The 14941-nt window shown below is 49.7% G+C and carries 10 protein-coding genes; 4 read left to right on the plus strand and 6 right to left on the minus strand.

Features of this window, described 5'->3' with window-relative positions:
* Window positions 1-22: 22 nt before the first annotated feature.
* The 3 genes from BMW71_RS07380 to BMW71_RS07390 are packed head-to-tail and all read left to right on the plus strand — an operon-like array spanning window position 23 to window position 4515.
* Window positions 23-1171 (plus strand): acetamidase/formamidase family protein, encoded by a 1149-nt coding sequence (locus BMW71_RS07380; protein WP_092171550.1) that lies wholly within the window; start codon window positions 23-25, stop codon window positions 1169-1171.
* Window positions 1172-1185: 14 nt separating this feature from the next.
* Window positions 1186-2940 carry an asparaginase domain-containing protein gene (locus tag BMW71_RS07385; protein WP_218145567.1) on the plus strand — a complete coding sequence of 585 codons (1755 nt, stop codon included), beginning with the start codon at window positions 1186-1188 and terminating at the stop codon, window positions 2938-2940.
* 9 nt (window positions 2941-2949) lie between these two features.
* A complete protein-coding gene (locus BMW71_RS07390) occupies window positions 2950-4515 on the plus strand; it encodes an amidase (RefSeq protein ID WP_244891110.1) in 1566 nt (521 codons plus the stop codon).
* A gap of 271 nt (window positions 4516-4786) precedes the next feature.
* Here BMW71_RS07390 and BMW71_RS07395 read toward each other — a convergent pair whose 3' ends face one another.
* The 5 genes from BMW71_RS07395 to BMW71_RS07415 form a co-directional block, all read right to left on the minus strand.
* Window positions 4787-5356, minus strand: coding sequence for a hypothetical protein (locus tag BMW71_RS07395; protein ID WP_092171553.1), 570 nt, complete (start codon window positions 5354-5356; stop codon window positions 4787-4789).
* A 27-nt stretch (window positions 5357-5383) separates the two neighbouring features.
* Complete coding sequence (locus BMW71_RS07400; RefSeq protein WP_092171555.1) at window positions 5384-7009, minus strand: SusD/RagB family nutrient-binding outer membrane lipoprotein; 1626 nt, start codon at window positions 7007-7009, stop codon at window positions 5384-5386.
* A 12-nt stretch (window positions 7010-7021) separates the two neighbouring features.
* Window positions 7022-9190: a TonB-dependent receptor domain-containing protein gene (locus BMW71_RS07405; protein ID WP_092171558.1), complete on the minus strand. Its 2169-nt coding sequence runs from the start codon at window positions 9188-9190 to the stop codon at window positions 7022-7024.
* The gene (locus tag BMW71_RS07410) at window positions 9133-10305 is read right to left on the minus strand and encodes a carboxypeptidase-like regulatory domain-containing protein (RefSeq protein WP_092171561.1); all 1173 of its coding nucleotides are present in this window, start codon (window positions 10303-10305) and stop codon (window positions 9133-9135) included. Before BMW71_RS07410 ends, BMW71_RS07405 begins: the two co-directional genes overlap by 58 nt.
* A 572-nt stretch (window positions 10306-10877) precedes the next feature.
* Window positions 10878-12161 carry a M23 family metallopeptidase gene (locus tag BMW71_RS07415; protein ID WP_092171563.1) on the minus strand — a complete coding sequence of 428 codons (1284 nt, stop codon included), beginning with the start codon at window positions 12159-12161 and terminating at the stop codon, window positions 10878-10880.
* Window positions 12162-12394: 233 nt separating this feature from the next.
* Here BMW71_RS07415 and aspS point away from each other — a divergent pair, with 233 nt between their 5' ends.
* The gene (aspS, locus tag BMW71_RS07420; RefSeq protein ID WP_092171566.1) at window positions 12395-14152 is read left to right on the plus strand and encodes an aspartate--tRNA ligase; all 1758 of its coding nucleotides are present in this window, start codon (window positions 12395-12397) and stop codon (window positions 14150-14152) included.
* Window positions 14153-14176: 24 nt separating this feature from the next.
* On the opposite strand, the gene BMW71_RS07425 is transcribed toward aspS, so the two are convergent.
* Window positions 14177-14866 (minus strand): lysoplasmalogenase, encoded by a 690-nt coding sequence (locus BMW71_RS07425; RefSeq protein WP_092171568.1) that lies wholly within the window; start codon window positions 14864-14866, stop codon window positions 14177-14179.
* Window positions 14867-14941: the final 75 nt, after the last annotated feature.

Genomic DNA, 14941 nt, shown 5'->3' on the forward strand with positions numbered 1-14941 from the left:
CAACCACTAACAAAAATGACCAATGGAAAAGAATAATTCAAGAAGGGGGTTTATTGAAAAATCGCTTGTGGGCGGTGCATTTGCCTTCACCGCCCTGCCCGGCCTGTTGTCGGGAAAGGATCGACTAACCTCCTCAATTACCCGTGAATCTGGCAAAAGGCTAGGGCCAAAGGTAGATAAGGTGCTGCGCTCCTATCCGGAAAATATGGTCTGGGGCTATTTCGGAGCGGATGTACCGCCAAAGCTCACCGTAAAAGAGGGGGAAATCGTAGAAATTCACACCATCAGCACATCGGGAGTGCCACGGGAGGACCCGGAATCCTTTTTCAAAGAAAACAATCTGGCTTACGATGACCATGCAAAGGAGCTTGTTGAGATCATAAAAAACGTACCCCCTGAGCCATCCGGCATCAGAGGTCACATGCTCACCGGACCGGTTTTTATCGAGGGAGCCATGCCGGGCGATAGCATCGAAATCCGAATTCATGATGTCATCCTCCGAAGCGAGTACGGGGTGAACCATGTACGACCCGGGAGAGAGGACATACCCCAAGAGATTAAAAACAGCGAGAGCTTCGTGTATAAATACAACAAGAAGCGAACGTCGGCTGAGTTACTCCCAGGCGTGGAAATCCCGTTGAAACCTTTTATGGGTGTCATGGCCCTTTCCCCGCCCCCGGAAACCGGTAGGGTAAGTTCCATACCGCCGGATTTTTTTGGTGGCAACCTGGACTTAAAGCACCTGATAAAGGGTACCACACTTACCTTGCCGGTCTCAGTGGAAGGAGGGCTATTTACGACTGGGGATGCACACGGCGCACAGGGAAACGGTGAGGTCAGTGGCACCGCCATCGAGACATCGATGATTCTGGTGGCGGAGTTTGTCATTCATAAAAAGACCATCAGCATGCCCCTGGCCGAAACGCCCGATCACTTTATCGTCTTCGGCCTCAACCCCGATTTGGATGAAGCCATGAAGCAGGCACTGGCGGAGTCGATTCGATTTATTCACGAGCATCTTGGATTCACCTATGAAGAAGCCATGTCCATATCGAGTACAGCCGTTGACTTTGAAATTACGCAGGTAGTGGACCGGACGGAGGGCGTTCACGGCATGATTCCCAAGTCCATATTCACCAATAGAACGTTTGACTATTGGTATTCTTCCTAAATACAACCTCCACCATGACAACCACTCACCACTTTCATAAAAAACCGATAGGGATATTGCTCGCTTTGTTTGTACTGTGCCTCGGCGAGGGCTTTTCGCAAGAAAAACCCAGGATCGCCATTTTCTCCGGGCCCACTGCGACCATTCAAAACAGCTATCCGCTGATCACCAGCAATAAGGCAAGGGAGGCAAACGACCTGCCCCTTCTGAGAAACGGACAGGGAGAACCATTGCCGTACGACCGCTTGTACTACCAGCGTTTAGCGGCCCCGGTCACGCTCTACGTGGAAATGTACACGGCCCATCCACTGGAAAGCGACGTGAGGGAACTATATGGAGCGCCCGACGGATATGTCGGTACGGATGGGAAATTTCGCCAGACGCGGAAAGACCCCTCCGACAAGCCGGTATTGAAGATAGAGCTAAAACCGGAAGATGGGCTTTACCCTCTGCCCTACATGGCGGTTCAGGCAGATGGTCAGCCCTGGGACGGTACCGCCGCTTATCCGGGGGCTCCTTTTTCTGAGTCCAGGCAGACATTCTATCCCAATGCATCCCGGATATTTGAAGAAATCGAGCGTGCGGGAGGAGATATCCATGGAATAGCCGACTACGACTTTTTCAGACCAGCCCCTGCCGGTGGCTATACCAAAGGCTTGCCCGCAGAATTACGAACCGATGTAGGAGAAGGTGACATTCCACCCGAGACATTGGGAAAGGATTTCTTCACCTATGGCCCTTACGGGGCCTCTCAAAACCGAATGCAACTAGCCAGGGCTACCAATATGGTACAGCGCGTAATGGCTTCAGGGGCCTATGATGGCTCCATTTGGCTCGAAGGCAGTCCAAGCATTGAAAACACGGCGTATTGGATGGGGCTGCTCATCGATTCCAAATCTCCCCTGGTTTTCAATGCCGCACAGCGCATGCGGGGACTGGTGAGCGCAGATGGGGATCAAAATATCATCGATGGGATTCAATATATCGCTTCCGGGGTATGGGCAGGGGATGACGGCACCAGTAAGGTGGGCTCTGTCATGATCCAGGATCAGACCATTTTTTCATCCAGAGAAGTGCAAAAAGGCGACGCCAAGCCTGGAGGATACGTGGTCACCGGCGGCTTTGGAGGCGTGATCGGCTCCATGGGATACGGGGCGAAACTCACCTTTCTTCCGGTAAGAAAACATACCCACCAGTCCGAGGTGAATTTTAGCCGGATTCCAAAATCCGTACCCGGCATTACGCTTTCGGATAACGGGCGTGTTGCTACTGTAGACGTGGCTGTAAAAGGAGCAGATGGAGAACTCATTCCCGAATCCATGCCCATGGTTACCCTGTACAAGAGTGCTCGTTGGAAAACAGAAGACGATGGAAGCGACGATCCTTCCAGTGAGGTAGATATTCTTGCCCGGATCAACGATAACCTGAAAAAATACCCACTTGCCGGATTTGTGGGAGAGGGCATGGCGCCCTACGGTTCCATGATTGCCCCGATGGATGCTGCGCTGGAGCTGGCTGCCCTGCACGGGTTTCCAGTGCTGAAGGCAGCTCGGGGAAACGCCGATGGGTTTATGGATACCAATCCCAATAACCTTTTTATTGAAGGACACAATATAACAGCCACCAAGGGGCGGATGCTCCTGATGGCCTGTATCCTTCGGTTTGGTACGTACCCTCCGGCGAAAGATCCCCAAAATCCTACCGATGAAGAGCTAGAGGCCATAAAAGAAAAGATAGCATTGTATCAGGAAGTTTTTCACACCCATTAATCCAACCCCATGTTTATAAAAAAATCAGTGCAGGTGATGCTTGTGTTCTCACTGGTTGGCCTTGCCTGCAGCTCACCAAATGCGAACGAATCCAATTTTCCATTGCTTGAGGCCACCATTTCCGGCATTCATGCGGCAATGGAGAAGGGAGACGTTACCGCACAATACCTGGTAGAAGGATACCTTCGGCGAATCGAGGCGTTTGACAAACAGGGGCCTTCCATCAATTCAATAATCATCGTGAATCCGGAGGCCATGGAAACGGCCAGGTACCTGGACAGCGTATACGCCGCAAGCGGAAAAGTGGGACCTTTGCACGGTATCCCCGTCATCGTCAAAGACAATTACGATGTAAAGGGAATGCCCACCAGTAACGGTACGCTCGCGCTCAAAGAATCTTACCCGCCCGATGACGCGTTTCAGGTAAGGAGGCTAAGGGAGGCTGGCGCCATCATTATCGCCAAGGCGAATTTGGCGGAATTTGCCTCCAGTGGAGAATTTTCCGTTAGTTCGGTACTGCCGGGGTACAGTAGAAATCCCTACGATACCCGCCGAACCACTGCCGGCTCCAGCGGGGGTACCGGTGCGGCTATCGCTGCGAGTTTAGCGGTTGTCGGATTAGGTACCGATACCGGAAGTTCCATCAGGGGACCATCTTCCCATCAGGCCCTCGTCGGCATACGGTCCACCATGGGATTGACCAGCAGGGATGGCATTGTACCGCTTGCGCTTACCAATGACATTGGTGGTCCTATGGCCAGAACGGTTGAAGACGCCGTACGCGTATTCGATGTCATCGCAGGATACGATGAGGCAGATACCGTTACGCGGGCCAGTGTGGCTTCCAAGCCGGATTCCTACCTGCCGTTTCTTGAAGGGAGTACGTTGAACGGGAAGCGAATCGGTGTATTGCATCAGCTTTTTCCGAAAGCAGAATCAGATACGAGCGTTTATTCCCTGATGATGACTGCATTGGATGATTTGCGCGCGGGTGGTGCCATCCTTTTGGATAGCGTCCGGATTGAGGAACTGGACTCCCTGAACGAGTCCGGGACCCGCATCCGGCAATTGAAGCGAGACTACAATGCCTACCTGGCCAGTCTTGGAGACAGTGCTGCCTACAAATCGCTGCAGGAAATCATTGATTCCGAAAAATACCACCCGTACTTAGAGAAGCGCTTGATCGATGCACAAAATGACGTGGATGTTCCCGAAGCACATCCTGATTGGGGAAAAAACATGGCGTTGCGACAGGAATTGCGGAACCGAATCCTCGGTGTAATGGATAGCCTGGAACTAGACGCGCTTATCTACCCCTCCTTTACCTATCCGCCTAGATTGATCGGTGACCTTAATGGTCCCCGGGGGGATACAAGCGGAAAGCTTTCACCACCAACTGGTTTTCCAGCCATCGCCTTGCCGATGGGCTACTCCTATGGAAGGTATCCAGCCGGATTCCAGCTGCTTGGAAGGCCCTTTAGTGAGGGAGAATTATTCAGTATTTCTCATGCGTACGAGCAGCTTACCCGGCACCGACGGGCACCTGAAGGTTTTGACGAAATTGGGTTGCAGTAGGCAACCTGCCGGGGTCAACCGGCGTCACCAAAAACGGTTTTCTGGAAAACGCTTTTGGTTGCATTCTACGGGTTATTTAAAACAGCTCATAGGCGAAGGGTATATAAAACCGGGGGAGAAAAATAAAAGACCCCAGTTTTAGGGGTTCAATTGGGTTTGTCCTTCTGGATTAACGTTCGCTGTAAGGTGATTGATGAATTACTAAAAAAAAAATGGAGCTCTAGTAGCTCCATTTTTTGTTTTGACGAAATCTGCTAATTCGCGGTCTGTCCTAATTTTGTTCGTTGGGATTCTGCGGATTGGGGGGCCGTACCTCCAAAACCAGCGTTCCAAATCCGGGCAGATTGGTATAAAACTGTGCATACCGGCCCGTATATCGCCCGTCCAGCGAGGGGTTGTAGTTGTAGTACTGACCGTACTGCGAAAACCGCAACCCTTCGCTTGTTGTAATTTCGTAGGTAATACGAAATTCGTCCCGGGACAGACCTGCGTCTGCTATGGAAGCGGGTGATTCACCGAAATACCCATAGGCCTCCGCGCCTGTCATGGAAATGGAGGAGGGAAAGTCGGTAAAATTACCCAGGGAAACCCGGTTAGAACCGCGGTTTAGAAACAATTCGATGGACGAAGCCGTATGAACGCCGAAGCCTTCGTAGCTTAGGTCAAAGGCTACTTCGCTGGACTCGAGTTCCAGGATATTGAACCAGTATTTGCCGGGTTCCAGGCTGGCATTGGCGATGATGCCCACTTCGTAGTCCGGTTCTTTGATGGAATCTTCTTCCAGACAGCTACTAAAGGTAAGGGCCAGGGCAACGAGTGAGATATAGGAATGTCGTTTCATTTTCTTGTGATTAAAGTACGTTCATGATCAGGGTTGGCTCCAGAAAACCGGTTCAAAGGGATCCGGACTGTAATCGGCCAGGGAAGGATTGGTTTCCAATTCCGAAACGGGAATGATGAATCGCTGCGGATAGGGAGGATTTCCCATGACCGGAGAAGTTTCTGCGAAGTCTGGATAACCCGTCCGTCGGTAATTCGTGTACGCCTCGATGCCATTTCCCCACAGTGCCAATTGGTATTCCGTCATGATAATGTTGAGTTTTTCTTCCTCGCTTTCGGTGGCGTTGTACCGGGCTTGTACATCGGCAATATAGGCAGCGATTGCCTCGGAGGACATTTCGTAGGGGCTACCTACGATGGAAGGCATTTCCTCAGCGCCAAAGTTTTTCACTTTTTCCATAGACAGGCCGATGGCGTCGGTCAATAGCGCCAGCGGATCGCCATCGGTAGCGGTGGTCAGTGCCATTTCGGCATGCAGAAACTTGACCATGAACGAGGTCAACATGGGAAACACACCCCGTCCGGTTCCGTCCGATGCCATGACCGTCCTGGGGGCGTCGGTATCCACCAATCCGCCAACCGGGTACACTCCAAAAGTGGCGATCAATGCTCCTTCGTTGGAAAACGCAGAGGGATCTCCTGCGTCCCGACCCAGGTACCCATTACCAATAAGCCCAATGGGACAGCCTCCCCCGGCGCAGGTTACCACCGATCCGCCGCCATCGCCGGGAACTTGTCGGAACAGGTAATACCTTAGCCGTGGGTCTTCCACAGTGCGGTAGGAAACCCGGCGACCCGTCACGCCACTAATGGTCCCGTCGTTCAGCAAATTTGCCATGGTCCAGTTGTCCATCCAGTAAGCCGTGGCCTGATTGTAATGGTTGACATGCAGGGGATGCCGGTTTTGGTTCGGAGTTTGCTGACTGCCGTATTTTAACTGAAAGTCATCCGAGGCGGAGGAAATCAAGTCCGCGTTTATCAGTTGATTGAAGCCTTGTACGGAATTGATGGAGTTTTCCTTCCGTGTCTGTGCGTATAGCTTTAGTTTCAGGGTATTGCCCATTTTGATCCATTTGCTGCGGTCGCCCCCGTAGATCATGTCTCCTTGCACACTGCCAGAGGCGGCACTCAATTCCTGAATCCCCTGATCTATCTGCAGCAGGAGATCGGCATAGATGGCTTCTCCCTGGTCAACGGATGGAAAGGTAACCTCAGGGTTCAGTGCTTCAAAGTAGGGCACGTCCCCATAGAGGTCCACCATGACACTGAATGTGTAGGCCTTTAACAGGCGGGCAATACCCCTGTAGCCCAGATCCTCCTCCGATGAGCCGTCCAGTATCGCTTGCAGGTTTGCCAGCGGTCTGGAATACAGATTGACCCAGGACTCGCTGTAGGTGCCTTGGTTTTGCTCGTAGTTTCGGATGGCAGTGGTATACCACATGCGACTGAACGAACCTGCATTGGTATTGGGTACATCCAAAAGGTTTGACACCAGGGATACCTGTGCAAATGCGAGGGTATTTGGCAGGGCCAGTTGGGTGGAGGTGTTGGGGTCGTTGTTGATATCCAGCAGGTCTTCGCTGCAGGACAATAGGCAACCCAGACAGCAAATCAGGATCACCGAAGCGGTATATGTGAAAGAAAATCGATTCATTTTCAGAGCTAATTAAAAGGTCACGGATAAATTCATGCTGTATCTTCTTGCCGATGGCACACCGATAAAGTCAATACCTCTCAGGCCGGGAAAGGAACTCGTTTCCGGATCCAGGTTTAAACCCTCGTGAAGATTCGGTGTGATAAACCACAGGTTTCTCCCCGACATGCCTAGATTGGCAGAACCAAAGGGGGTTTTTTGGAGCCATCGCGCCGGAAAGCTGTAACTGAGCGCTACTTCTCTCAGTCGGAACACCGTCGCATCGAAGGTATGAAACTCTTCAGCGGCATTCCAGCCGAAGCCGCCGCGGTCGTACCACCAATTGAAATTGGTAATGTTGATGGTGTTTCGAATGGGTTCACCGCTGGCGTCTACTGCCGCCATGTAATTACCATTTTCATCCCGGGTGAGACTTCCATCTGCGTTTCTGGCAGCGATGTATCCGGGCATGATTCGGGAAACCATCCGGTCACCCGCGTCGTTCGTTAGACCTCGTCCGACAATTTCCCGGTTGGATTTGGAATACAGGTCTCCTCCCTGCACCCAGTCCATCACCACGGCTAGTTTTAGCCCTTTGTAGGAGAAGTCGTTGGTAATCCCCACGACAAAATCCGGATTGGGATCTCCGATTACCTGGGGTTCCGGATTGTCAATGTACTTTCCAAAGGTAGTTCCTGGTAATCCATCGATAAGTAGGTTGCCTGCCGCGTCGCGGATGGCCTTCCTACCGATGAGTACGCCAAACGGCTGCCCGGTACGATGCGCGATTTGCACAATTTCACTACTTCCGGCACTGCTGGTTAAAACGATTTGGTCCACTCCTTCCTGTAGTTCCAAAACCTCGTTTCTGTTTCGTGTAAAGGCGGTAAAAATATCCCAGTTAAAGCCATTGGGGCGTTCCAAAACTTTTAGGTTCAAGCCGATTTCAATCCCTCGGTTTCGTACCTTTCCAATATTGACCACCTGAGTGGCCGAACCACTGGAGGGAGGGACATTGATTGCGGTGATTCCGTTTTCCGTGGTTCGGTCGTAGTAGGTGAAGTCCAGACCGATTCGTTGGTTTAGGAATAGCAACTCGGTGCCCAGTTCGGTTTCGGTGGTGAGCTCGGGTTTTAAGAGTGGATTACCCCGGTTGCTGTTGATGGCGGAGCCGTTTACAGTGCCGTATTGGTTTGCAAACGGAAATTGGGTACTACCGCCGCCACTATTCACTGGTTGGTTGAGTAGGAAATTGTTGGTAGTAAGATAGGGATCGGCGTCGTTTCCAACCTGCCCGATACCTGCCCTGATTTTGGCATAATCCAGAAAAGAGCTGTTCCATTCCAGCGCATCGCTCAGAATGACAGAGGTACTAAGTCCGGGATAAAAGTAGCTCCGGTTGTTTTCCGGCAAGGTGGAGGACCAATCGTTTCTTGCCGTCAGGTTCAAAAAGGCCCATTCCTGATAAGCCAGCGAAACATCGGCAAACAAGCCGGCAAACCTTCTTCGGACGAAGCGGTCTTCAATAATAAACTGCGAAGAGGTGTTTGTAAAGGATTGAATGCCTCGTTCGATGACTCCATTTCCACCAAATTGGTTGGTCGTAGTGGTGCGTTGGTTGATATTCCAGCCCGTAATGGTGCGTAGGTAAAAGTCATCCGAAAGGGCTTTGTTGATGTTGATTAAAAGGTTCCCGTCCAATTCTGCGTTGGAGAAATTGGATCTCCGCATGAAACCGGATTGCTGAATAGCCGAACCGAAGCCTCCTGGCTCCATCATAAAAAACCGACGATCGGTGTAGGCATTGTATCCAAGTTGGTAGGCCACCGAGAGCCAGTCGGTCAGGTCATAGCTGGCTTTAATGTTTCCAAAGTAGCGGTCCACATTGCTTTCGTTCATGGAGTTATCCGCTACCCATAGGGGATTGTTTGCGGTACGGTAGTACATCGCACCCCCATCTTCATCTCGCTGGTAGGGATACCCTTCCAGGTCAAAACTCGTGGGCATCCACAAGACCAGCTGAGCGGCCGATTGATTAAAACCGCCAAAATTACCGCTACCGAGTGCCGGGTTTTTTTGCACGGTACTCACGTAATTAAGTGAAGCACTTAGTTTCAACCCATTGTCCAATTCCGCATTTCCGCCTACATTTGCCGAAATACGGTTGACCGAGGAATTCGGAATGATCCCTTTATTGTCCATCCAGGAAAGGCCTGCCGAAAGCGACGTTTTTTCTCCCCCCGATTGCACCGATACGGCGTGTTCCTGTAATTGTCCCCGTTCGAAAAATTCCGGTATTTGTCCGTAAACGGCTGGTACCGGACGTTGTCTCCCCGGGTGCCTACATTTTGGTAGGAGGGGGAGTTGAGATAGGGACCCAGGGCAGGGTTGGTGTAGGGATGCGGCACGGAGTCGTAGGCCGTGTAGGGCGCCCCAAAGGAACCGAAATAGTTTTCGATGTATACATTTCCGTTGCCCCCTTGGCCGTACTCGTTTTGGTAATCGGGAAGCTTTGCTACTTCCTCGACGCCGAAGGAGGTGCTAAAACTGACTTCCATTCCTTTTTGGGAAATTCCGCTCCCGCTTTTGGTCGTTATGATCACGACGCCATTTTGGGCTCTAGATCCGTACAGTGCCGCAGCGGCAGCTCCCTTTAGTACGGTAACCGAGGCAACAATATTAGGGTCTATGTCAAAGGAACGATTTGTAACGCTATTCCCCTCCGAATTAGAGAAACCCTGGGTGGAGTTGTCGAAAGGAATACCATCCACGACAAATAAGGGTTGATTGTTTCCCGTAAGGGAGGAGCTTCCACGAATGGTGATGTTGGTATTGCCTCCGGTCACGCCACCTGAGCCTTGAATGAGCACGCCGGCCACCTTTCCATTTAGTGCACGTACCACATCGGGTTCGGAGCGTTGGGTCAGGTCCTCCGAGTCTACCTCGGAAACGGCATAGCCCAGGGCTTTCTTTTCCCGTTCAATACCGATGGCCGTGACGACGACTTCATTTAATGCATTCATGCTGGAAGCCATCGATACATCGATCACCGAGCGACCTCCAATGACCGCTTCCTGCGTGGCCATACCAATAAAGGAAAAGACGAGGGTCTCTGCTTGCGAAGGAACATCCAAGGCATAGTTGCCATCCAGGTCAGAAACGGTTCCGGTCGTGGAGCCTTTGACCAGTATACTCACTCCGGGTATGGGAGAGTTGTCTTCTGCGGATAGGATTGTTCCGCTAATTCGTTGGGTCTGTGCAAAAGAAAATTGCACGAAAAGCCCGACTAATAAAATTAGTGGTAATTTCTTTCTCATGTGTTGGTTGTTAGTGGAATAGGGAAGGTAGCCAATGTTTGAGATAATCGGCCATTTTGTCCGAAAAATTTGGAAACTAAAGAAAAAAAATATACTTAAAATACTGATAATCAGAAATTAATGACACCTATTGAGGTCTAAGATGCATCGCTGGTTCTCCCGAGGTGGCGATTGCCTCAGAGGAAAGCGAGAACCAGGCAGGTGTAAAATACATTATTGCTAATAATGATTACAAAGCCGTAAACCCAAATTAAAGTTTGTTTTATGTTTTATTATAGCTAAAAAAATCGAATCCTTTCCATTTTCCCAAAAGTGAGAGCAGGGGCATGATCGGGCATAATCCTGGGAAATCAAAAACGAATAAAATCATGTCAGGAAGAAATCTGACGAAATAGTTATTTTTTCACCGGAAGTGTTAAATCTTTGCAAAAGATGCCGATTTTTTTACCAAATCAACACCTATATTCGATTAACCTTATTGAATATTCAGTTTTGGTAATGGGTTGAATTTGAGTCGATATTTTTAAATCCGATACAACTTCCTTATGTATAGGTGTAAATTTGAACCGTTGTCAGTCAGCAAAAGAACTTGTAAGTAATTCTGTTTTTTCACTGTAGGGGATCGCTAGCAGTTTGGTTATTTTTTCTGACTTTACCTGTTCGAAAGCCTGCAGGTTCTCTTCCGCGATGGGTTCTGCGGGTGGGATGTCCTCCTTTAGCCAATCCACCTGTTTGCCGTGTTTCCAGAAGCGGAAACATAGGTGGGGACCGGTGGCAAGGCCGGTACTTCCCACGTAGCCTATAACCTGTCCTTGCTTCACCCGGGTACCTTTGCGGATACCTTTTCCGATTTTGGACATGTGTAGGTATTGGGTGGTGTAGGTGCCGTTGTGCTTAATTTTGACGTAGTTTCCATTTCCCCCACTGTATCCGGCTTCCAATACGGTACCGTCGCCTACCGTACGGATTTCTGTTCCCCTGGGCGCGGCATAATCCGTTCCCAAATGGGCTTTGTAGCGCTTTTGTACCGGGTGGAAACGACTAAGGCTATAGCGGGAGCTGATGCGGGTAAATCGGAGGGGGTCACGTAGAAAGGCCTTTTTAAGGCTATTCCCTTCCTGATCAAAATAAGAAACGATTCCATTTTGCTCGAACGGGATGGCGTGGTACCCCTGTCCCATGTGCTCGAAATAAGCGGCTTCAATATCCTCTATACCCACCGTTCTGTTTTCTACTTGCTGTTCTTTGAAGATGACCTTAAATTTATCGCCTTTTTGCAAGCGTTGGAAATCGACCACCCAGCCGTACAAATCAGCAAACTGGTCAATCAGATCCGGGGTAAGCCCCAACTCGGTCATGTTTACATACAGGGAAGAAGTAATGGTGCCACCGATTTCCCTGTCGATGATTTCCATTGGTTTGCTCTCTTTGTAAATTTCGGGCTGATCCAGTTTGAATACCACAAATTCGGTCGGGTTTGGTTCGTAAATAAAAAACCGCGCTTGTCGAAGGGAATCTCTCGGTGTGAGAACCGTGTATTTTTTATTAAAAGCGATCTTTTTGACATCGAAAATCTCCGCAGATTTTTTGGCGATTTCATCGATAATTTGATAAGGTACGTTAAACGGGGCGAGGATGGCGGAAAGTGTTTCGTTTCTCCGTACGATTCCCTCGGTAATATCGAGCTCGTCCACGTTGATTCCGTAGAGCAAATTTTCTTCTACAGGGATGCTTTCCAGGGGCTCCAGGAGATCGGTCTTGTCAACTTCCTCGGCGGGAATTTCGTTTTTCTGAATCACCCAATAGGTCATGCCAATAATCAAGACGATTCCGCCGTATGTCCAAAATTTTTTCATGAAATCAAGTTTAAATAATAAAAGCTACACAAAATAAGTCAATTTTCCGCATAAAGCAGCCTTGTTTAGGAAATTTCTGCCTCAATATACGGGATTAATTTAATTCCCACCTTTGGTTTGCTCCTTTCAACGCGTAAAAATACCCGCCTATTGTTTAATCTTGGGGCTAAAATAGCAATCTCTGCATTGAATGTTTATCTTTGGCGATTCATTGCAAAAAAACGTAAAAATTTATGCTTAGGACACATACTTGTGGGGAGTTGCGGTTGGAGGATCTGAATAAAATAGTAACCCTTGCCGGCTGGGTGCAACGGGTACGAAATAAAGGTGGTTTGATTTGGGTGGATTTACGGGACAGGTATGGAATCACGCAGTTAATTTTTGAAGAAGGCGAATCAGATGCCGCCATGCTCAAAACTGCCGCCTCATTGGGGCGGGAGTTTGTGGTACAGGCCACTGGGAAGGTCATTGAACGTACCGCCAAAAACAACAAGATCCCCACCGGGGATATTGAGATAAAAGTGGCAGAAATTCAGGTATTGAACAAAGCCAAGGTGCCACCCTTCATTATCGAAGACGAAACGGATGGAGGCGAAGACTTGCGGATGAAATACCGGTACCTCGATCTACGAAGAAATACCATCCGGGAAAAGCTTCACCTGAGGCACCGGATGATGCAGGAAACCCGGAAATACATGGATCAATCCAATTTTATCGAGGTTGAGACGCCGGTATTGATCAAATCCACTCCGGAAGGAGCGCGGGACTTTGTGGTTCCAAGCCGCATCCATCCCGGGGAGTTCTATGCATTGCCCCAATCGCCTCAAACCTTCAAGCAATTGCTAATGGTGAGCGGTTTTGACCGGTATTTTCAGATTGTGAAGTGCTTCAGAGACGAAGACCTGCGTGCTGACCGCCAGCCCGAATTTACCCAGATAGATTGTGAATTATCCTTTGTCGATCAGGAGGATATTCTGGAACTTTTTGAAGGATTGATTCGGCACCTTTTTCAATCGGTCAAGGGATTGGACCTGGATAACATTGTGCGCATGACCTATGCAGATGCCATGCGGCTGTACGGCAACGATAAACCCGACCTAAGGTTTGGGATGACCTTTGTTGAGCTAAACGAACTGGCACAGGGAAAGGGGTTCAACGTGTTCGATTCGGCGGAGCTGGTGGTTGGTGTTTGTGCTAAAGGAGCGGCTGAGTACACGCGGAAGCAACTCGATGAACTCACCAACTGGGTGAAGCGCCCGCAGATCGGGGCCAAAGGAATGGTATACGTCAAATACAACGCGGACGGAAGCTTCAAATCATCGGTTGACAAGTTTTATACCCAGGATGATTTAAAGGCCTGGGCAGAAAAAGCAGGAGCTTTGCCGGGCGATCTTCTGCTGGTTTTATCTGGCGACCTCCATACTACTCGCAAGCAACTTTCCGAACTTCGCCTCAAGTTGGGAGAGGATCTGGGCTTACGGGACAAAACGGTATACAAGGCCCTTTGGGTACTGGATTTTCCCCTGTTGGAATGGGATGAGGAAACCGCCCGGTACCATGCCATGCACCATCCCTTTACTTCCCCAAAAATGGAAGACTTGCCTTTGCTGGAAACGGACCCGGGAAGCGTACGGGCCAATGCCTACGATCTGGTGATCAATGGGGTGGAAATCGGAGGCGGTTCCATTCGAATTCACGATAGGGAACGGCAGCAACTGATGTTTCGACACCTGGGCTTTTCGGAAGAGGAAGCGCAGGCTCAATTTGGGTTTTTGATGGAAGCCTTCGAATACGGAGCTCCCCCCCACGGGGGCATCGCATTCGGTTTCGATCGGCTTTGCGCGATTTTTGGAGGAAGCGACTCCATCCGGGATTACATTGCTTTTCCAAAGAACAACGCAGGAAGGGATGTAATGATCAATTCACCAAGCGCCATTTCCGGAGATCAACTGGCAGAACTTTCCCTGTCCGTCCAACCAAAAAAGGAGTAGGATGCGGTTTGGGTTATCCGAGGCTTAGCGTGGGTGTACCAGGTGGCTTCGGATGCCCATCACGATCAGCAGTTGCGCAAGTATATAGGCACCCATCGTCAGAACGCCGGCATCCGGGATGGGATGGAAAAACCGGTCCAGTGCAAGTAAGCTGTTGGACGTAAAGAAAAGGAGCGCCCCAAGGAATACCTGCCAAAAACTTGCAGCAGGCGTTCTTCCGTATCGTTCTCTGGCCAGCGTAAGCATCATGACCAGCACCAACAGATAGATGACCACTGGTATTTTTAGCTCTTGTAATTGTCGGTGTATAAGGAAGTAGACGAATGCGGCCAGAATGTACACCGGTAAGTTGTACAGAAACATGTTGATAAAATTGACTCGTAGCGGATTAAAGCTATGGTTTTGGGTGAGTTTGAAGGCAAGGATGTAGCAGATTAGGGTCATAAAAAAAGCACCCAGTCCATATAGAAACAAGGTGGGAAATAGCAACAAGACGTCCCCAATCAAAGAAAAAACCAAGGCAGCGGCTACACTTTTTCGCAACAAACTTCCCCGAATCAGCCAGGTAGATTGTAGAAAATACCCCAGCAGGGAGGCGATGAGTAGGGGTTTGCTATAAATTCGGAACTGATTTTCAAGGTTTACGATCAATGCCATGTCGGCCATGGCTGCAAAAAGGAAAAAATACAGCCAAACGATTCCTTTTTTATACATTTTTATTGTTTTTCGGTAATGGATTCTAATTGGAGTTCAAAAGATAAAGACTTTAGCGGTAAAAATTCAAATACA

Origin of the sequence: Cyclobacterium xiamenense (assembly GCF_900109255.1) — a bacterium.
Classification (GTDB): domain Bacteria; phylum Bacteroidota; class Bacteroidia; order Cytophagales; family Cyclobacteriaceae; genus Cyclobacterium; species Cyclobacterium xiamenense.